Origin of the sequence: Kitasatospora sp. NPDC056327 (assembly GCF_042261735.1) — a bacterium.
Classification (GTDB): domain Bacteria; phylum Actinomycetota; class Actinomycetes; order Streptomycetales; family Streptomycetaceae; genus Kitasatospora.
Window position 1 is genome coordinate 1 of the sequence record NZ_JBHJRC010000164.1, and the last position, 18,336, is coordinate 18,336.

At 75.8% G+C, this 18,336-nt stretch carries 16 protein-coding genes; 9 read left to right on the forward strand and 7 right to left on the reverse strand.

Features of this window, described 5'->3' with window-relative positions; genetic code table 11:
* Window positions 1-60: 60 nt before the first annotated feature.
* Window positions 61-783 carry an RDD family protein gene (locus tag ACFCX4_RS22680; RefSeq protein WP_376145178.1) on the reverse strand — a complete coding sequence of 241 codons (723 nt, stop codon included), beginning with the start codon at window positions 781-783 and terminating at the stop codon, window positions 61-63.
* Between the two features lie 202 nt (window positions 784-985).
* Here ACFCX4_RS22680 and ACFCX4_RS22685 point away from each other — a divergent pair, with 202 nt between their 5' ends.
* Together ACFCX4_RS22685 and ACFCX4_RS22690 are read left to right on the forward strand one after the other, a co-directional pair.
* Window positions 986-1,450, forward strand: a complete 465-nt coding sequence (locus ACFCX4_RS22685; RefSeq protein ID WP_376145180.1) for a GreA/GreB family elongation factor — start codon at window positions 986-988, stop codon at window positions 1,448-1,450.
* A 245-nt stretch (window positions 1,451-1,695) separates the two neighbouring features.
* Window positions 1,696-2,355, forward strand: coding sequence for a DUF4360 domain-containing protein (locus ACFCX4_RS22690; protein ID WP_376145182.1), 660 nt, complete (start codon window positions 1,696-1,698; stop codon window positions 2,353-2,355).
* A gap of 122 nt (window positions 2,356-2,477) precedes the next feature.
* Here ACFCX4_RS22690 and ACFCX4_RS22695 read toward each other — a convergent pair whose 3' ends face one another.
* Window positions 2,478-3,347, reverse strand: coding sequence for a helix-turn-helix domain-containing protein (locus ACFCX4_RS22695; RefSeq protein WP_376145184.1), 870 nt, complete (start codon window positions 3,345-3,347; stop codon window positions 2,478-2,480).
* A gap of 275 nt (window positions 3,348-3,622) precedes the next feature.
* On the opposite strand from ACFCX4_RS22695, the gene ACFCX4_RS22700 reads away from it, so the two are divergent.
* Complete coding sequence (locus ACFCX4_RS22700) at window positions 3,623-4,036, forward strand: cupin domain-containing protein (RefSeq protein WP_376145186.1); 414 nt, start codon at window positions 3,623-3,625, stop codon at window positions 4,034-4,036.
* A gap of 71 nt (window positions 4,037-4,107) precedes the next feature.
* Here ACFCX4_RS22700 and ACFCX4_RS22705 read toward each other — a convergent pair whose 3' ends face one another.
* Window positions 4,108-4,791: a hypothetical protein gene (locus ACFCX4_RS22705; RefSeq protein WP_376145188.1), complete on the reverse strand. Its 684-nt coding sequence runs from the start codon at window positions 4,789-4,791 to the stop codon at window positions 4,108-4,110.
* Window positions 4,792-4,897: 106 nt separating this feature from the next.
* Window positions 4,898-7,063, reverse strand: coding sequence for a Stealth CR1 domain-containing protein (locus ACFCX4_RS22710; RefSeq protein WP_376145190.1), 2,166 nt, complete (start codon window positions 7,061-7,063; stop codon window positions 4,898-4,900).
* A 680-nt stretch (window positions 7,064-7,743) separates the two neighbouring features.
* Here ACFCX4_RS22710 and ACFCX4_RS22715 point away from each other — a divergent pair.
* Entirely contained in the window at window positions 7,744-10,497 is a 2,754-nt protein-coding gene (locus tag ACFCX4_RS22715) for a M4 family metallopeptidase (protein ID WP_376145192.1), read from the forward strand.
* 182 nt (window positions 10,498-10,679) lie between these two features.
* Here the strand turns inward: ACFCX4_RS22715 and ACFCX4_RS22720 are convergent, their stop codons facing one another.
* Window positions 10,680-12,098: a lamin tail domain-containing protein gene (locus tag ACFCX4_RS22720; protein ID WP_376145194.1), complete on the reverse strand. Its 1,419-nt coding sequence runs from the start codon at window positions 12,096-12,098 to the stop codon at window positions 10,680-10,682.
* Between the two features lie 453 nt (window positions 12,099-12,551).
* On the opposite strand from ACFCX4_RS22720, the gene ACFCX4_RS22725 reads away from it, so the two are divergent.
* The 3 genes from ACFCX4_RS22725 to ACFCX4_RS22735 all read left to right on the forward strand — a co-directional run bounded on the left by ACFCX4_RS22725 (window position 12,552) and on the right by ACFCX4_RS22735 (window position 14,839).
* Window positions 12,552-13,562, forward strand: a complete 1,011-nt coding sequence (locus ACFCX4_RS22725; protein ID WP_376145196.1) for a SigB/SigF/SigG family RNA polymerase sigma factor — start codon at window positions 12,552-12,554, stop codon at window positions 13,560-13,562.
* A gap of 174 nt (window positions 13,563-13,736) precedes the next feature.
* Window positions 13,737-14,162 carry an STAS domain-containing protein gene (locus ACFCX4_RS22730; RefSeq protein ID WP_376145198.1) on the forward strand — a complete coding sequence of 142 codons (426 nt, stop codon included), beginning with the start codon at window positions 13,737-13,739 and terminating at the stop codon, window positions 14,160-14,162.
* Complete coding sequence (locus ACFCX4_RS22735; RefSeq protein WP_376145200.1) at window positions 14,159-14,839, forward strand: HAD family hydrolase; 681 nt, start codon at window positions 14,159-14,161, stop codon at window positions 14,837-14,839. The genes ACFCX4_RS22730 and ACFCX4_RS22735 overlap by 4 nt, the downstream gene beginning before the upstream one ends.
* A 543-nt stretch (window positions 14,840-15,382) precedes the next feature.
* Here the strand turns inward: ACFCX4_RS22735 and ACFCX4_RS22740 are convergent.
* Together ACFCX4_RS22740 and ACFCX4_RS22745 are read right to left on the reverse strand one after the other, a co-directional pair.
* Window positions 15,383-16,417 (reverse strand): Rieske 2Fe-2S domain-containing protein, encoded by a 1,035-nt coding sequence (locus tag ACFCX4_RS22740; RefSeq protein ID WP_376145202.1) that lies wholly within the window; start codon window positions 16,415-16,417, stop codon window positions 15,383-15,385.
* A gap of 14 nt (window positions 16,418-16,431) precedes the next feature.
* A complete protein-coding gene (locus ACFCX4_RS22745; RefSeq protein ID WP_376145204.1) occupies window positions 16,432-16,656 on the reverse strand; it encodes a hypothetical protein in 225 nt (74 codons plus the stop codon).
* Window positions 16,657-16,846: 190 nt separating this feature from the next.
* Here ACFCX4_RS22745 and ACFCX4_RS22750 point away from each other — a divergent pair, with 190 nt between their 5' ends.
* Together ACFCX4_RS22750 and ACFCX4_RS22755 are read left to right on the forward strand one after the other, a co-directional pair.
* Complete coding sequence (locus ACFCX4_RS22750) at window positions 16,847-17,305, forward strand: SRPBCC family protein (protein WP_376145206.1); 459 nt, start codon at window positions 16,847-16,849, stop codon at window positions 17,303-17,305.
* Between the two features lie 369 nt (window positions 17,306-17,674).
* The gene (locus tag ACFCX4_RS22755) at window positions 17,675-18,250 is read left to right on the forward strand and encodes a type 1 glutamine amidotransferase domain-containing protein (RefSeq protein ID WP_376145208.1); all 576 of its coding nucleotides are present in this window, start codon (window positions 17,675-17,677) and stop codon (window positions 18,248-18,250) included.
* The last annotated feature ends 86 nt before the right edge of the window (window positions 18,251-18,336 follow it).

The window sequence follows — 18,336 nt, forward strand, 5'->3', positions numbered from 1 at the left end:
CGGAGCCCCGCGAGGGCGGCTCCGGCCCCCGGCCGGCGGGGTGCGCACGGTGGCGCGGGATCAGGACTCCTTGATCACCACGGTGTTGGCGGGCTTGTCGTGCAGCGCCTGCTGCAGCGGCTTGTCCCACAGCGGCCACAGGACGTTGAGCAGTGCGAAGAGCGAGCCGATGCAGTAGACCGCGTTGGGGAGCGTGTAGAGCGCCGCGCGGATCAGCAGCGAGTTCTGCGCCGGCCGGCCGCCCTGGGCGACGTCCACCACCCGCAGCTTCATGACCTTCTTGCCGACCGTCTGGCCGCCCTGGGTGACCAGCATCGCGGCCTCGTACCCGAAGGAGACCAGGGCGGCCACGACGTAGTACAGGATCGAGGCGCCGAGGACCGCGAAGAGCAGCACGGTCGGGACGAGCAGCACGGCGACGTCGATCAGCCGGGCGACCAGGCGCTCGCCGATCGGGGCGAGCGGCCGGCCCCCCGGGGTCGGGACGGCGCTGCCGAACAGGCCGGGCTGGCCGTGCGGCCAGGAGCCCTCCGGCGGGTGCTGGGCGTACGGCTGCTGCTGTCCGTAGGGCTGCTGGCCGTACGGCGACTGCGGCGGGGGAGCGTCGTAGCCGGGCTGCCCGTACGGCTGCTGCTCCCCCTGCGGCGGCTGCTGCTGCCCGTACGGGGACTGCTGTCCGTACGGAGGCTGCTGCTGCCCGTAGGGGTTCTGGTTCTGCGGGTCGGTGGGCTTGGACCCGTCGTACGGGTTCTGGCCGTACCCCGTGGGACCGTTGGTGCTCATCCTCGCTGGTTCCCTGCCTCGGTGACGGTGGTGTACGGCTGTTCTATCCACCATTCGTCCGGCGCGGGAAGACGGATCGGCAAGTCGTTACCGATCGGGGGCGCGGTTGTCGCCGAGCCGGGGGTGAGGTGTCCTGTTATGTTCGAAATGCCGGAATCAAGCCCGTGCCGCCCGCCCGGGCGGCCCGATCAGGGAGACGGCAATGACCGGTGCACCCGAACCCATCAGTGAGGCCGGCCGCGCCGCCCTGGAGCAGGACCTCGCGGGTCTGCGCGCGGAGCGTGCCGAGGTGGCCGCCACCCTCCGGGGCGACGGCGAGGCCGGTGACGCGGCCGACCAGGCCGACGAACTCCGGCGGGCCGACGAGGTCGACCGGTTGGACGACCGGATCGCGGTGATCGAGGGACGGCTGCGCGAGGCGGCCGTCGCGGGGGAGCCGAGTACCGGGACGGTCGGTGTCGGCAGCACGGTGACCCTCCGGTTTTCGGACGCGGACGAGATGACGGTCCGGATCGGCGAGCTCGCGGAGGAGCTCGACCCGGAGCTGGTCACCGCCGACAGCCCGCTCGGCCAGGTACTGCTCGGCCGCCGGGCCGGCGAGACCGTCGAGTACGACGCGCCCGGTGGGCGGACGACGGCGCTCGTGCTGTCGATCGGGGCCCCGTAGCGCCGTCCGGTCCGGTCGCCGAGGGGTTCCGCCCGTGCGGCCGGCCGGTGGTCCGGCGAGGTGCGTGCCGGGGTGCGGCCGGCGTGAAGCGCCCGCCCCGCCAACCGGGCGCCCTGTTTCGCGCCCTTCCGCGCCCCTGGACGAGGTCCGGGTGTCGTGCTGACATGGTCGCGTCAATCCCGTCGGTGGCCCGCACGACGAGGTGCGCGGCCCGCAGCCGGCGGGCTCCCGGGAGGACACGCCCCATGACCGTACGCACCCTCGCCGCCGGCGCCGCCGCCGCGGCCCTGCTCGTCACCGCGTTCACCGGCACCACCGCCTCGGCCACCGGCTGGGGCACCCCGCCGCCGGACAGGATCGTCATCGACGTCGCCACCGTCAACGGCTCCGGCTGCCCCGCCGGGACGGCCGCCGTCGCGGTCTCCCCGGACAACACCGCCTTCACCGTCACCTACAGCAACTACATCGCCCAGGTGGGCCCCGGATCCAAGCCGACGGACTTCCGCAAGAACTGTCAGCTCAACCTCAACGTGCACGTCCCGCAGGGCTTCACCTACGCGATCGCCTCCGCCGACTACCGCGGCTTCGCCCACCTGGAGAAGGGCGCGACCGCCGTCGAGCGCGCCAACTACTACTTCCAGGGCTCCTCGCAGACCGCCTACTCCAGCCACGCCTTCGCCGGCCCGGTCGACGACAGCTGGCAGGTGACCGACACCGTCGCCGTCGAGGCCCTGGTCTTCAAGCCCTGCGGCGAGCTGCGCAACTTCAACATCAACACCGAACTCCGGGTCGCCGCCGGCACGTCGGACCCGGCCAGGACCACCAGCTTCATGACGATGGACTCGACCGACGGCAGCATCAACACCGTCTACCACTTCGCCTGGAAGCGCTGCCCCCTGGGCTGACGGGAGCACCGCCGCTCCGGCCGGGCCCCTGTCGGCCGGAGCGGCGCCGGTCCGGGGAGGTCGGCCGCCGCCGCGCCGTCCGGGCCGTCCGCCGGCCCACGGGCGTCAGGGGCCCGCGGGCGTCAGGTGGCCGGGGCGGGCTCGCGCGCGGTCCGCTCGGCGGCGTGCGCGGCGAGGACGCGCAGGCCGCGTTCGGAGACGCTGCCCGGTGCGGCGCTCCAGACGATGATGTGCTGGTCGGGGGCCGTGGAGCTGGTCAGGGTGTCCCAGTCCAGGTCGAGCCCGCCGGTCAGCGGATGGCGGAACCGCTTGCTGCCGCTCCCGTGGACGGCGACCTCGCGGGCCTGCCACCAGTGCTGGAAGTCGGCGTGGCCGGCCATCCGCGCGAGCAGCCGGAGCAGCCGGGGGTCGTCGGGGCGGCGGGCGGTGTGCATCCGCAGGTACGCCACGCAGGCGAGGGCGGCGTCCGTCCAGTCCTCGTAACGGGACCGCAGGACCGGGTCGTTGAAGAGCAGCCAGACGAAGTTGCGCTCCGCCTCCGGGAACCGGCCGAAGTCGGTGAGCAGGGTGGCCGCGAGCGGGTTCCAGGCGAGGACGTCGGTGGCGGCGGTGATCACCACGGCGGGGCTCGCGTCGAGCTGGGCGAGCAGGCGCCGGTTGTGCTCGCCCAGGCCGGAGGTGGCGCCTGCCGGCGGTTCGGCCGGCGGCCGTCCCGCCAGCCCCAGCAGGTAGGTGCGCTGGTCGGTGGTGAGGTGCAGGGCGCGGGTCAGAGATTCCAGCACGGGGGCCGAGGCGGGCATCCGCCCCTGTTCGATGCGGGTGTAGTAGTCCGTGCTGATCGACGCCAGGCGGGCGACCTCCTCGCGGCGCAGGCCGGGGACCCGTCGCGGTGCGCCGGTGTCCGGGAGGCCGACCTGGTGGGGCGTCAGGGAGCCCCGGCGGGTGCGCAGGAAGGTGCCGAGCTCTTTCGCCCGGCCGCCGGAGGTGCTCATGCGCCAAGTCTGACAGCGGCGGGCGGTGAGCGGTCCCCTCCAGTGGGTCACGGTCGCGTACCGCCGCAAGTCCGCTGGGAGGGAGAGTTTTCTCCCCCGGTGAATTCCTTCCGGTCCGGAGGAGTCCCCTTCTCCGGGGCCGTCGGGCGTGCAAGCGTCGGTGCCGCGACCGGCGGGGGGCTTCCCGTGTCCCGGGAGAGCCCCGCGCGCCGTTCCCCCGTCGCCGTGCCCGATCACGGCGCACGGCCCCTGGCACGTCCCCTGGAGAGAAGATCATGGAGTTCGCCACGCCCACGGCCACCAGCAAGGCCCCGGCGGAGTGGTTCACCGGCGATGTGTGGTGGGACACCGTCCATCCCGGCCGGGCGACGTCCCGGATGCGGTCCAACCTGGTGCGCTTCGCCCCCGGGGCACGGACCCACTGGCACGCCCACGCGCTGGGCCAGAGCCTGCACGTGGTCTCCGGGGTCGCTCTGGTCGGCACCCGCGACGGCGTGGTCTTCGAGGCCAGGCCGGGCGAACTGGTGGTCTGCCCGCCCGGCGAGGAGCACTGGCACGGAGCCGCGCCGGACCGCTTCATGGAGCAGCTGGCGATGTGGGAGGGCACCGTGGACGGCAGCCCGGAGACGACCTGGCTGGAGCCCGTCACCGACGAACAGTACGCACTGGTCCGGACCGGCGCCGTCTGAGGACCCGCGCGGCCGGGACTCCCGGGCACCCCCGTCCCTGGAGCCCTGGAGTCCTGGAGCCGTGCGCCGTCTCAGACGGCGAGGCCGCCGGGCCGGCCCGGGACCCAGAGCGGGACCGGGGCGGTCGGCGCCATGTGGCGGGCCGCGTGGGCGTCGAGGTCGGCCAGCGCCCGTTCGCGGTCGTCCCCGCTGAGGTCCGCCAGCGCGGCGGCGGCGGAGCCGGCGCAGGCCAGGACGAGCGCGAGCAGGTCCTGCCGGCGGCAGTGCTCGCGGACGTAGGCCCGGCACCGGTCGACGACGCCCGCCGCGTGGGCCGCCCGCTCGGCGGGCCCGGCGGGCCCGCTCCCGGCGGCCGCCGCCCGCACGCCGTGCCAGACCAGGACGTGCGCGTGGGGCTCGGCCGGGTGCGAGGCCTCGGTCAGCCGGGCCCACTCGCGGGCCTCGGCCGACTCCCGGCCCAGCCGTTCGAGGGCGGCGGGGACGTCCCCGTCGTGCCGGCGCAGGACCAGCTCCGCCGTCCGCCGCACGACCGCCTGCAGCACCGCCTCGGCCGGGACGCGCAGGCCGGGCGCCGCGGGGTCGGCGAAGCTCAGCCAGGCGTCGGCGAAGGAGGCGGCCCGCAGCTGCCCCAGCCACGGGGCGCCCGGGCCCGCCGGGGGTGCCAGCCGGTCCTCGACGGCGAGCCGGATCAGCCCCACGCCGATCAGGTCGGGCGCGCCCGTGTCCGGTCCGAGTCCGATCAGTCCCGTCCGCATTGCGTACCCCCCGGTCAGCGCCTCACCTGTGCTGCGCCACATCCCACCACAGGGCGGGACGGACGGACGCGGTCGCGGCACCGATGAGACGCATGACACGTTCCCGTCAGGCGTGGTCAGTGGCCTCCGGCGCACTGCCGGACGCCTCCGCACCGCCGGACGCCCCGGTGCTCCCGGTCCCGTCCGCCGGGCCCACCCCGGTGCTCCCGGTCCCGTCCGCAGGGCCCACCCCGGTGCCGGCCCCGGCGTCGGGCCCGGCGCCGGGCCCGGGGACGTTCCCGACCGGTTCGACGGTCTCGAAGGGGGAGGGGACGGGGAAGTACGTCCGCAGGAAGGCGGTCACGGCCTCCTCCTGCTGCTCGGGCGACAGCAGGTCCCGGGTGCCGTCCGCGAGGCAGAAGTAGTCCGCCCAGCGCTCCTCGTGCAGCTGCGCGAGCCGGCCGAGGTCCTCGGTGCTGTCCGTGACGAAGTAGCCGTCGTAGAGGTGCCCCTCCACGGTCCGCGCGGTGGCGTGCGCGTAGTGGACGGCCAGGGTGACCGGCGCGAGGTCGGCGGCGGCCCGGAACGGCGAGCGGACGGTGTCGTGCAGCTCGGCGCCGAACCGCTCCGCGGTCTCGGCCAGCACGCTGCGCAGCAGCGGGTGCGGCGAGTGCTTGAGGGTGCGCGGGTAGGTCTTCCCGACGGCCGCGGCCAGGGCGGCCCGGGTGTTCTTCTGGGCGGCGACGTACACCGAGTCGTCCGGCCCGGCCGCACCGGGCGGGACGATCCGGTCGTCGGGGAAGTACCGCGGCATGCCGTTGCCGAGGAAGAAGTCCTCCGGGACGAGCGGGCGGCCGAGGAAGACGTCGTCGTTGAGGTAGAGGAAGTGCTCGGCGAGGCCGGGGACGAGGTGCAGCCGGGTCTCGATGGCGTGCGAGTTGAACACCGGGCCGGCGTCGGTGCCGGCGAACAGCTCGCGGTGCGCGACCACGCTCAGCCCCGGGTGGGCGGTGTCCAGCCAGTCCGGCGACTGGTCGTCGGTGACCAGGTGGACACGGCGGATCCACGGGGCGTGGGCGGCGAGGGCGCGCAGGCAGTAGCGCAGCTCGTCGCGGTTGCGGAAGCGCTGGTCGGCGTCGCCGGCGATGCCGCTCTCGGCGACGCCGTCCTCCTCCGCGATCGGTGCGGCGGTGTGCGCCAGGCGGGCGCGGGCGGCGGCCCGGCGTTCCTGCCAGGCGGGGTCGGAGTCGTCGACCCAGGTGATCACGGCGTCGACCGGGAAGTCGACCTGGTCGGGCAGCGAGGCCGCGAAGGCGTCGAGCAGCGGGTAGGACCGGTCGCCGACGGTCGTGGTGGCGGTGGCCTCCAGCGAGGGCAGCCACCAGCCGAACGGCGTCTCGTCTATGGCGGCGATCGCGCCCGGGGAGGGGGCGGCGGAGTCCCAGAATTCGAGGTCGCAGCCGGTGTCGGCGCCGTACAGCAGGGTGCCGATTACGGCCGGCCGGTAGATCCGCACGCCCTTGACCCGGTCGGCGGGCCAGATCGGGCCGGACTGCTCCTGCCCCTCGACGTGGTCGGCGGGGGCGTCCTCCGGGTCGCCCGGTCCGGGCTCCAGCAGGGCGACCGCGTCGGGCAGCTGCTCCGCGAGCACGGTGGCGAGGGTGCGCCCGTGCTCCAGCAGGTCGGCGTAGACGGCCCGGCCGGCGAAGGCGGCGGCCAGCGCGCGCAGCACCGCGGGGCGGTCGCCCGGGGATATCGCCAGCCGGTGCCGGGGGTGGCGGTCGGGCACGATGCCGTGCGCGACACCGGCCGCCCGCAGTGCGTCGGCCACCTCGGCCAGGTTGCCGTCCCGGCGGTCGGCGGGCAGCAGGGTGCGGTGCGTCTCGGCCAGGTGGCCGCCGTGGCGGACGACGTCGGTGAGGGAGCCGAGCAGCTCCTCCTCCAGGGCGGACCGCTCCCGGCTGAGCTGCTCGTACGGCGGCTCCCGGTCCTGCGGCGCCTGCGGAGCGTCCTGCTCCTCCGGCGAGCCCGCCCCCTCGTGGGCACTCGCCCGGTCCTGCGCGTCCGGCCCGGTCTCCCCGGTGGCGGGCCCGGTGGTGGCGGGTTCCCCGGACCGCCCGGCCTCCTCCCGCCGGCCGTCCTGCGGCAGGGCGGCCTCCTGCGGCGCCGGGACCGGTTCGCCCGACGCGTCGGCGGCGGGGCCGGAGGCCGGATCCCCGGTCGGCCGGGCGCGGCGCGCCAGCGCGGTCAGCGGGCGCATCCTGGCGGCGAGGTTGGCCGGGCGAATGGGCAAGGGAAACTCCAGGTGCTCATGGTCGGGCGTCGGGCATTTCTCGCGCACCCCTCGGCGGGGGCTCTCGGCCCGAACGGCCGGGATCGTTCTCCTCACGCTTCCGGAGTGGTCGTCGGAGCAGCGGGCGGGCCGGCGGTCGGGGTCGGCGGTGCTTCTCCGGCATTCCTTTCGAGGGTCTCGCGGCACCCGGTCCGGGCGCAGGTCGGAGCGGGTCTCCGGTTCGGACGAGATCGTATGCGACCGAGGGAATTTTGTGTCGAGCCACGGTAACGATCAAGCGTCCTTTTGGTCTTGGGTGAACCACGGGCCGGCCACCGGCCGTTCGGTCCGCCCGATTTCGGGGGGTGTGCGATCGGCCTGAGGGAACGTCATCAATTCGCCGGTTCACCCGATTTGTCGCCGGCGTGCGCTGCTCCCCTTCCGGGTCGTGGCGACTTTCGCCATGGCCCGGTCGGCGCGCGACGGGTGGGATCCGCGCCCCCCGGCCGGGCGCGGCGGCGTGTCGGAAGCTCTCGGGGGCCTGCATATGCAGGCCATCGACATATGCAGGAAGTTGGCCTATGGTTCTCGCCAGGCGGGCGGCCGGCTCCGGAGAACGGACGAGCCGTGGGGATGGGTGCCCGCCGTGCATCCGTGGTCCGGCACCGGCCGGGCCGTCCGACGTACGTGGGAGGACCGCAATGCGCCACCGTTCCCGTTCACCCAGGCTGCTCGGCATCGCGATCGCCGTCGTCGTGGGCCTCGGCCCCGGCGTGGCGCCGGCGGTCGCCGGGCCGGTCACCGCACCGGCCGGGGGGCCCGCGGCGGAGGCCGACCCGGTGCCGGGTCTGGTCGCCGGCGGGGGGACCGACGCCCCGCAGCTGGTCACCGGCCTGGCCGACGCGGCCCCGGGCGCCGGCCCGGCCGACGCCGCCCGCGCCCACCTGACCGCCCACCGTGACCGCTACCGGGTCGATCCCGCGCAGCTCGTCGAGGCCGGCGTCGAGCGGGCCGCCGACGGCCGCAGCACCGTGCGGTTCGCGCAGCGGCACGCGGGCCTGCCGGTCCTCGGCGCCGTCTACCTGGTCCACCTGGCCGGTGAGGGCGACGCGCGGAGGGTCGAGTCGGTCGGCGGCAAGTACTTCACCGGGCTGACCGTTCCCGCCGTGCAGGCCGTGCCCGACGAGGTGCTGCGCGGGGTCGCGCTCGGTGCGGGCGGCGGGCACGGCGCCCCGGCGGGCGCCGCCGAGGACCACGGCCTCGTGGTGCTGCCCGACGGCGCCGGCCGGCTCGTCCGCCACTTCACCGTGCGCGGTTCCGGCCCGGCCGCGGCCCCGGGCACGGCGCGCGAGGTGTACGTGGACGCCACCACCGGCCAGGTCGCGCTCGACCACGGCTCGCGCGCCCCGGAACGGGCCGCCGCCACCACCGGCGCCGCCGCCGCGGGCGTCGAGCCCGCGACCGGCACCGCCCCGGACGCCTTCGGCCGCTCCGTCACGGTGAACGTCGGCCGACTGCCGGACGGCACCTACCAGCTCACCGACGCCACCCGCGCGGCCGTGATCAACACCTACGACGCGAACGGCCGCGACGAGTACGACTTCAAGCGCGGCATCCCCGACGACCTCCGCCCGGTCTCCTCGGCGACACCGGCGTTCCCGGCCTCGTCCGGTGCGAGCGGTGCCACCGACGCCCACCTCAACGCCGCCGCCGTCCTGAACTTCTACCGGGAGCGCCTCGGCCGCGGCGGGATCGACGGCAGGAACGGCTCGGTCGTCTCGGTGGTCAACCCGACCAGTGACGGCCAACCGCTGCGGAACGCCTTCTGGGACGGCGAGAAGATGATCTACAGCGGCCCCAGCGAGAAGGAGCACCCCTTCTCCGTCGCCCTCGACGTGGCCGGCCACGAGATGACCCACGGCGTCGTGGAGCACACGGCCGGGCTGATCCTGATGGGGCAGGCCGGCGCGCTCGACGAGGCCGTCGCCGACTACTTCGGCAACGCGATCGAGGTGACCACCCGGGGGATCCCGATGGACGACCCGCGCGCCGCCCTGCTCGGCGAGAGCCTCTGCCGCACCGGCACCCCGGAGTCCTGCGCCGGCCGCCGGCTGGACGACCGCCGCACCACCGTGGACGACTACGTCGGCGTGGCGGCGGACACCGACAGCGCGGGTGTGCACCTGAACTCCACCATCGTCGGCGGGGCGCTCTGGGACCTCCGGCGCACCCTCGACCCGCTCGTCGCCGACCGCCTGGTCTACCGCGCGCTCAGCGAGTACCTCACCCCGGCCGACGACTTCGTCGACGCCCGCAACGCGGTGCTCGCCGCGGGCCGGGCCAACGGCCTCGACCGCGCCCAGCTGCGCAAGGTGGCCGCGGCGTTCGACGCGCACGGGATCAAGCAGGGCTGGGAGCGCCGGATCGGGACGGACAGCCGCACGCTGCTGCGCGACGTCTCCAGCCCGAGCATCTCCCCGGACGTCGCGGGCGGCCGGTGGGTGGCCTCGACCACCCCGGAGTCCGGCGCCCGGGGCCTGCTCGCCGTCTTCACCGGTCCCGTCGGCGGTTCCGCCGGACCCGTCCGGCTGAGCGAGGCGGACGGCCGTGCCCACGGCTGGGCCGCCACCGACGGCACAACGGCCGCCTGGGTGGCCAGCGGACCGGGCCCCGACGGCGTGTACGGCTCGGAGGTGCTGGCCCGCCCGCTGGACGGCGGACCGGTCCGCAGCCTGCGCAGGACGTCGAGCCAGTACCTCTCGGGCGTCCGGGTGTCCGGCGGGACGGTCGCCTTCGTGGCGAACGACTTCGCGACCGGCCGCTCCCTGCCCGTCGTCGCGCCGCAGGGCGGCCCGGCCACCGAGATCCCGCTGCCCGACGGCCACGGCGCGTCCGGGCTCTTCCTCCGGGACGGCCTGCTCGCCTGGACGGAGACCTGGGAGGAGGGTGAGCGGACCGTGTACGCGGTGACCGTCTACTCGCTCGCGGCCGGAAAGGTGATCTCCCAGCGGGTGGCGGGGGGCGCGAACACCACCGCCACCATCAGGGCCGACGGGGTCCGGCTGTCGGGCGGGCGCCTGTACTGGGTGGAGACCCCCATGGGCCGCGGCAACAGCGGTGCGATCCGCTCCGCCGCCGCCGACGGGTCCGGCGGTGTGACCGACCTGCTCGCGCCCGGCACGGCCGGCCGTGCCGGGATCACCGGCCTCACCGTCACCGACCGGGCCATCACCTTCGCCGACTTCCGCCCCTGGGAGGGCGGCGCCGTCACCAACGCGCAGCTGCCGAAGATCTGGCAGCTCCCGCTCGCCGGCGGCACCCCCCAGCGGTTCTCCTGCAACCGCGGCGGCCAGTACATGCCGGTGGCCGACCGGGGCACCCGGGTGCTCTGGCTGGACGCCACCGCCGGCCGCACCGACCTGGTCGTGCGCGAGCGCGCGGCCGGCACCTGCTGACCGGAGGACGGCTGCCCCGGGGTCCGATCCAGGGCGCCCGACCCCGCGCCCGGACCCCGTCCGCCCCGGTCTCCCGCCCGGCCGCTGCATGCCCGCAGCGGCCGGACGGGGCCGTTCCGCTCCCGCGGCCCCGGGCCCGGGACGGTTCCCCGGGCCCGGGACCGCACCGCGGCCGGCGGGGATCAGCAGGTGACGGTGCCCCGGCGCAGCGCGTGGCCGCCGGTGTTGCTGTCGTCGGACCAGTAGACGGGCTTGCTGCCGCCCACGCAGTCGGCGGCACCGGCGACGGCGAAGCCCTCGTTGTTGAGGTTGGCCATCCCGGTCGGACGGTTGTAGACGGCGACGGTGGCGAACACGCCCGAGGCGTTGACCCGGAGCGTGCGGTGCTGGCCGTTGCAGGTGTCGTCGCAGACCACCCACAGGCGCGAGGCCTGCGGCTCCCACTGGACCTCCATCACCCCGGCCAGACCGGTGGTGATCGAGGCGACCCGGGTGAAGGTGCCGCTGTCCTGGAGGACGAAGCCGTACACGTTGCCGGTGCCCTCGACGCCGACGAAGAACACGCCGCCGGTGTGCGCGCCGTACCCGGCCGGGTCGTACGCCGCGCCCGTCGACTCGTCCTTGAAGCCGGCGGCGGTCAGCGCGCCGTCGGGGATCCAGGTGACGCCTTCGAGACCGGCGTTGGAACCGACCGCCGGCAGGTTCGCGGTGAGGTTCCACTCCTTGGTGGCGGTGAGCGTGGTGCCGGTGCCGCTGACGTCGTAGCGCAGCACGGACAGCCGGCTGGTGCCGGACACGTCGCCGTTGCGCTCGCTGGAGACGAAGACCCCGCCCGCCGCACCGGCGGAGGTGAGCGTCACGCCCTCGCTGTCCGGGGTGCCCGAACCGCCCGGGAAGCGCAGCGTCTTGCCGGAGGTCCAGCCGTTGGCCGTGTCGGGCTTCCAGCCGCCGGAGCCGTCCGGCACCAGCCGCCAGAGCTTGCCGGAGTTCTGCGCGCCCCACAGCACGGCGCCCTCCGGGTACAGACCGCTGAGGTCGGTGCCGAAGACGTTGGCGGCGTCGGCGTTGGCGACGCCGCTGCCGCCCGGCCAGGCGACGGGGGTGCCGCCGCCGGAGCCGCAGCTGTTCGGCGCGCCCAGGGTGAGCTGCGCCTGGGCGAACGCGCCGGTCCCGTCGGGACAGCGCGACCAGGACGGCGAGGAGTGGGTGCTCCAGGTGAAGCTGTCGACCAGGGTGCTGCCGCCCGGCAGGTACAGCCGGGCCTTGTCGGCGGAGCCGAGGCCGAAGGCGTTGTGGACGTCGAAGGCCTTGAACGCGCCGGCCGCGAGCGTGGTGCCGGCGGCGATCGTGTACGACGAGCTGTTGTTGTCGTCCTTGAGGACCCAGCCCGAGAGGTCGACGGAGGCGGTGCCCTTGTTGACGAGCTCGATCGAGTCGTTGACGGTTCCGGTGGTCACCACCTCGTTGATCCGGATGTCGTCGGCCGGCGCGGCGGTCGCGGGGGAGACCCCGGACACTCCGGTGGCCAGCACGGGGCCGACGGCGGCGGCGAGGAAGAGAGCGAGACTGCGGCGTCGGCGCGGGGCGCGCGATTCGGTCACGGTGTCCGTCCTGGGTGTCGTGCTGACAGGGCGGGACCACGGTCCCGGTGGTTCACCAACGCTGGCACTCCGGAGAGCGAGCGTCCTGTGAACGACGGACGAACCACATGCGCACGGTCACCGGCCGGGAGCGGTGCGCATCCGTCCGGCCCGTCCGCGGCACGGGGGAGGAACGCGGCACGGGAGAGGAACGCGGCACGGGAGAGGAACCGGCGATGCGTCCCATACTCCGGACAAATTCCGCAAAACAGCATCAACCGGTCGGAGGGCGGGTACGGGGACCAATGGCCCGGCCGCAGAGTCCCACGGCCGGTACCGCCCGCCGGGCGGTACCGGCGGGACCGGCACCGCCCGGAGCGGCCGGACAGGGCATTCCGGAGGGCGCCACGAAGCGCGAGCGGCATCCCGCGCCGCGCGGTCCGGGGCTCTCCACGACCGCCCGGGAGGACTACCGTGTCCACCACCCTCGATACCGGCCGGCCGCCGGCCCCGGACCTCACGGACCCGCCGGCCCCCGCGCCGCCCGGCCTTCCAGCCGAGCCGCCTTCCGATCTGCCGCCGCGTCCCACCGAGGCCGAGCTGCGGGTCATGGGCAAGACCGAGGCCCGCGGACTCAGCGACGCGCTCTTCCTGCGCCTCGCCGGCCTCGCCCGGGAGTCGCACGCCTACAGCTACGTCCGCGGCACGGTGATCGAGCTCAACATGCCGCTGGTGCGCTTCATCGCCGGCCGCTTCCGCCACCGCCCGGAGGACATGGACGACATCCTCCAGGTCGGCACCGTGGGCCTGATCAAGGCGGTCGACGGCTTCGACCCCGGGCGCGGCGTCGAGTTCGTCACCTACGCCATCCCCACCATCGCCGGTGAGATCAAGCGGTTCTTCCGGGACACCTCCTGGCCGGTGCGGGTGCCGCGCCGGATGCAGGAGTTCTACCTGACCGTGGCCCGGGGCTCCGACCGGCTGGAGCAGCGGCTCGGCCGGCTGCCGCGCCCCGAGGAGATCGCCGAGGACCTCGGCCTGGCCGTCGAGGACGTCGTCGAGGGACTGGTCGCGGGCCGGGTCTACCGGCCGAACTCGCTGGACGCGCTGCGCGACCAGGACACCGACGAGTCCGGCAGCGCCCTGCTGGACCGGCTCGGCTCCTGCGACCCCGGCCTCGACCTCGCCGAGTTCCGCGCCGCCGTCCGGCCGCTGCTCGAACGGCTGCCGCACCGCGAACAGCTCGTGCTGGAACTGCGGTTCTGGGAGGACCGCACGCAGTCCGAGATCGCCGAGCGGATCGGCGTCTCGCAGATGCACGTCTCGCGGCTGCTCTCCGCCACCCTCGCGCACCTGCGCGAGGCCCTGGAGGACCGGGACGCGGCGGGCTGGGCGGACGACGTCCCGGATCCGTCGGCGGCCCCGCACCCGCCCCGCGCACCGGACGCGCCGGGCACCCGGCCCGGGCCGGGCCACTCCGCCTGACCTCCCCTTCCCCGATCGGCGCCCCTTCCGGCGTTTCAGGCCCCCCGCAGCGGTTAGCCGCGCTGTGGGGGGCCTTCGGCACCCTCCCACGGGCCGGTGGGTCACGGACCGTGCCGCGCCCACCCGCGCCGGGTCGCGTGAGCCGCTCCGGCCCCACGAACAGGAGCACCCGCCATGGCCCGCCGCCCGCCCGGACCCCTCCGAGGGGACCTCGGTCACCCCGGACCGGATCCCGGACTCACCACCCGCACCCGGCCGTGGGCCGGCGGCACCCTCCTCACGCTGTGCGGGGAACTCGACCTGGACACCGTCCCCGTGCTGCGCGCCGCCCTCGACCCCGCGCTCGCCGGGCCCGGCGGCACCGTCCTGATCGACTGCGCCGACCTCTCCTTCTGCGACTCCACCGGCCTGAGCGCCCTGCTGGAGGCCGCGGGCAGGGCCACCGCGTGCGGCGGCCGGCTCGAACTCGTCCGCCCCCGGCCGCTGGTCCGGCGCGTCCTCGAACTCACCGGCGCCACCGATGCGTTCCGGGTCCTCGACGACCTGCCGCTCCGGTCCGCGACCCCCCGCCCGGGACCCGACCCCGAGGAGGAACGATGACCACCACCCCTGCTGCGCTCTTCGACGTCGACGGGACGCTGCTCGACACCACCTACCTGCACACCCTCGCGTGGTGGGAGGCGCTTCGCCAGTACGACCGCGCCGTTCCCGCCGCCCGGGTGCACCACGCCGTCGGGATGGGCGCCGACCGGCTGCTCGACCACCTGCTGGGCGAGGACCGCGACCGCGGCGACGACGAGGCCGTCACGGCCGCCCACGACGCCCTCTACGCCCGCCACTGGCCGGTGGTGCGGCCCCTGCCCGGCGCCGCCGACCTGCTGCGCGCCTGCGCCCGCCGCGGCTGGCGGGTCGTCCTGGCGAGCTCCGCCTCCGAACGCGAACTGACCGCGCTGCGCGGCGCCCTGGACGCCGACGACGTCATCGCGGCCGTCACCGCCGCGGACGACGTCGCCGCGACCAAACCCGAACCGGACCTCGTCCGGGCCGCGCTCGACCGTGCCGACAGCGCCCCCGACCGGGCCGTCTTCGTCGGCGACACGCTGTGGGACGTCATGGCGGCCGGCCGGGCCGGAGTGGCCTGCGTGGCCGTCGGGACCGGCGGGCACTCCGCCCGCGACCTGCTCGGCGCGGGTGCCGCCGAGGTCCACGCCGACACCGCCGAACTGCTGGCCGGCCTGGACGACAGCCTGCTCGGCCGCCCGCCCCTGCCCGGCTGACCACCCCGCGCGCCGCACCCGGCGCGCACGCCGCCCGGCCCGGCAGCCGTCACGACGAGGCGGCCCTGCGGCCGCGGCCCGGCGACGTGCTGCTGTCCGCGACGCTCGGCCTCCCCGGGGCCGCCCGCCGCCGGAGCCCGCTGTCCGCTCGGCGCCCGCCCGTGCCGGAGGCATCCGGCCGGCGGGTGCCGGGCCCGCCGCAGCGCCGCACACCGACCCGGGCCCGGCCGTCTGTCCGGACCGCGTCGCGGCCCGGCTGACCGATGGGCTCCCGCCGGTCGGCCACGGTCTCCTGATGGTCCCGCGGGTCCCGGAGCCGGCCCGGCCGTGACGCCCCGGCCGTGACGCCCCGGCCGTGAGGGACCGGCCATGAGGGACCGGCGTAAGGGCGAGGCCCCGGCGATCCGGGCCGGACGCCTGCGGCGGCGCGCCCGGTGCGAGCTCCGTCGGCGTTGTCCCGGCCCGGTGTCCGTCCTCCGGCGGGCCCGGTGTCCGTCCTCAGGCCGGGCCGGGGCCCGGCCTGACGGGCGGCCGCGGCCGGGGTCAGGCCGTCCCGGGCCTGCGAAGCTCCAGGTGCCCGGACAGCACCCGGGCCCGGAGCACCGGCTGCGGGGCGGTGGCCGGGCCCCGGACGGCCTCGCCGTCGCGGAGCCGGAACTCGCTCCCGTGCCACGGACAGCGCAGGCATCCGTCCACCACGGTGCCCTCGGAGAGCGGCCCCGACAGGTGGGTGCAGCGTTCGGCGAGCACGTGCCAGTCGTCCTCCCCGCCGCGCACCACGACCGCCGCCGGTCCGTCGACCGTGCGCCGGACCGGCTCGCCGACCGGGAAGTCCTCGACCGGGCCGACCCCGGTCCAGTCCGGGGGTGCCGACAGGTCGGCGTCGGCCGCCCGGTCGGGGCCCGCTGCCTGCCGGTACGACAAACGGCCGCCCAGCACACCGCCCGTCATCACGGCCGCCGGCCCGGCGAGGCCGACCAGCCTGCCCCGGAGCCGGCGCCGGCGGCAGCGGGCCGACAGCGAGGCGGCGAACAACAGCACGCCGGTGGTGTTGGCGGCGGCGTGCACCAGGCCGGTCCGGCGGCGCGGCGGATCCAGCCGGGCCCGGTCGGCGCAGCCCGCCACGGCCGCGGGCCCGGCCGTCGCCGGCCCGGCCGCGATCGGTACCCCGGCCGTCCGGCCGTTGCCGGGCAGGGTGTCCAGCAGCTCCGCCGAGATCCAGCAGCCGATCGGCAGCCGGCCCAGCGCGGGGTGCAGCGGATGGCCGAGCCACACGCCGTGCGGCAGGTCGCGGTAGGGGCCGAGCGGCAGTCCGTCGATCGCCCGGGCGAGCGGTGCGGCGGGCCGGTCGAGGAAGCGCCAGTCGGCCGGCGCGTCCAGGCCGTGGCGCGGCCGCCGGGACCAGGGGCGGCTCTGCGGGGTGTCGTACGGGGAAGTGTCCGTACCGGGCGGCCGGCCGCCGGGACGCCCGGCAAACCGGGGAACGGTCGTCCGCCCGCCGCGGGAGGGTGTCCCGGCGGTCCGTGCGGGGACCCGGGTCCGTTGCTTCCGGCAGGGGCGTGCGCCGGTTCGGTGCACGCCCCGGGGCCGGTTCAGCGGGCGGCCGCCGCCATGCTCTCGCGCACCGTGACCAGGCACGGATCGCAGTAGCGGTCGGGCACTCCGGCGGGCCCGTCCAGGCCGTTCGGGACCACCCGGCGGGACAGCTCCAGCAGCTGTCCGCAGAGCGCCGTCGACGCGTCGTCCTTCGACACCACGTGCCACATCAGGCCCTTCGGTTCCACCGCCGGATCGGTCTCGGCCCACATCTCGTACACGACTGCCTCCCGGAGCAGGGGATCGGGCTTCCCATGCAATCCCGGGCGGCGCCGGTCGGCCACCGGGTGGCACCCACTGGGACGTTTCCGGTGAACCGGCACGATTGCCGCGGCCCGGGCGGGGCAGGCGCACCGTCGAGGCCGGGAAGGGCCCGGCCGCGCGAGAGCGCATTCAGCAGGGAGGCACCGGATGAGCATGGTGAAGGAGTCGGTGGACGTCGACGTGCCGCTGCACGCCGTGTACGACCAGTGGACGCTCTTCGAGGAGTTCCCCCGGTTCATGGAGGGGGTCGAAGCCGTGACCCAGCTGGACGACCGCCGCAACCACTGGCGGACCAGCATCGGCGGTGTCACCCGTGAGTTCGACACCGAGATCATCGACCAGCTGCCGGACGAGCGCATCGCCTGGCGGACCGTCGGCGGCGAGGTCGACCAGAAGGGCGTCGTCAGCTTCCACCGCATCGACGACGCGCACACCCGGGTGAGCCTGGCCATCGACCACCGGCCGGAAGGCATGGCCGAGAAGGCCGGCAGCGCCCTGGGCATGGTCGACCGGAGGGTCAAGGGCGACCTGCGGAGGTTCAAGGACTTCATCGAGGAACGGGGGCGCGCGGAAGGGGGCTGGCGCGGCCGCATCAGCCCGAGCTGAGCGCCGCCCCCCGCGGGTCGGCGGATCGCCGGCCACGGGCGGCCGGTGCGCCGGACGCTCCTGGTCCTCACCGGGCGCCATGCCCGGCACCGGGCCCTCGGGGCCCTCCGTCGGGCCCTCCGTGGGGCGTCGGCCGGCATCCCCGGGCCCGTGGTCCGGCACTCGTCGGTGCCCCCGCGGCTCCTGGCGGGCTTCTCGCACCCGCCGTGACCTGCGACTGTCCTGCGGCCGCCCCGTACGTCCGGGGCGTCGCGATCGTGCCGCCCGGAACCGGCATGCTCCGGGCCCGCCCGGGTACCCGCCCGCTTCCGGGGAGGGCGAACCCGCCCTGCCCCCGCCGCCCGGGAGGCGGCCGACAAGGAGGCCGACATGACGCACGACAGCAAGGCCCTGGCGATCGTGACCAACTACGGCGTGGAACAGGACGAACTCCTCGTCCCACTGCGCCACCTGCGCGAGCGCGGTGTGCACGTCGACATCGCCGCCGCCGAGGACGACGACATCCGCACCCTCGTCCGGGACGAGGAACCCGGCGAGACGGTCCGCCCCACCCACACCCTCGGCGAGGTCGACGCGGACGGCTACGACCTGCTGCTGATCCCCGGCGGCACCCTCAATGCCGACGCCCTGCGCCTGAAGCCGGAGGCCGTCGAACTGGTCCGGGCCTTCAGCCGCGCCGGCCGCCCGATCGCCGCCATCTGCCACGGCCCCTGGCTGCTGGCCGAGGCGGGCGTCGCCGACGGCAAGCGCCTGACCTCGTTCCCCTCCCTGCGCACCGACCTCACCAACGCGGGCGCCGAGTGGACGGACGAACCGCTGGTCGAGGACGACACGGGCGGCTGGCACCTCGTCACCTCCCGCGACCCCGACGACCTCCGGGACTTCACCCGGGGCATCGACGCCGCGCTGCGCGGGGTCGCACCGTCCGCCGGCCTGGCCGGGTAGTCGCGAACCCCGGCCGGTCGGGGCCGGTCGGGCGCGCGGCAACAGGCCGGCGGCGAAGGCCCCGCCGGGCACGCCCGGCGGGGCCT

Excerpts from the sequence above, each read along its gene's own strand:
- ACFCX4_RS22680 (WP_376145178.1), bottom strand. The coding sequence starts at position 783 with ATGAGCACCAACGGTCCCACGGGGTACGGCCAGAACCCGTACGACGGG.
- ACFCX4_RS22685 (WP_376145180.1), top strand. The coding sequence starts at position 986 with ATGACCGGTGCACCCGAACCCATCAGTGAGGCCGGCCGCGCCGCCCTG.
- ACFCX4_RS22690 (WP_376145182.1), top strand. The coding sequence starts at position 1,696 with ATGACCGTACGCACCCTCGCCGCCGGCGCCGCCGCCGCGGCCCTGCTC.
- ACFCX4_RS22695 (WP_376145184.1), bottom strand. The coding sequence starts at position 3,347 with ATGAGCACCTCCGGCGGCCGGGCGAAAGAGCTCGGCACCTTCCTGCGC.
- ACFCX4_RS22700 (WP_376145186.1), top strand. The coding sequence starts at position 3,623 with ATGGAGTTCGCCACGCCCACGGCCACCAGCAAGGCCCCGGCGGAGTGG.
- ACFCX4_RS22705 (WP_376145188.1), bottom strand. The coding sequence starts at position 4,791 with ATGCGGACGGGACTGATCGGACTCGGACCGGACACGGGCGCGCCCGAC.
- ACFCX4_RS22715 (WP_376145192.1), top strand. The coding sequence starts at position 7,744 with ATGCGCCACCGTTCCCGTTCACCCAGGCTGCTCGGCATCGCGATCGCC.
- ACFCX4_RS22730 (WP_376145198.1), top strand. The coding sequence starts at position 13,737 with ATGGCCCGCCGCCCGCCCGGACCCCTCCGAGGGGACCTCGGTCACCCC.
- ACFCX4_RS22735 (WP_376145200.1), top strand. The coding sequence starts at position 14,159 with ATGACCACCACCCCTGCTGCGCTCTTCGACGTCGACGGGACGCTGCTC.
- ACFCX4_RS22750 (WP_376145206.1), top strand. The coding sequence starts at position 16,847 with ATGAGCATGGTGAAGGAGTCGGTGGACGTCGACGTGCCGCTGCACGCC.
- ACFCX4_RS22755 (WP_376145208.1), top strand. The coding sequence starts at position 17,675 with ATGACGCACGACAGCAAGGCCCTGGCGATCGTGACCAACTACGGCGTG.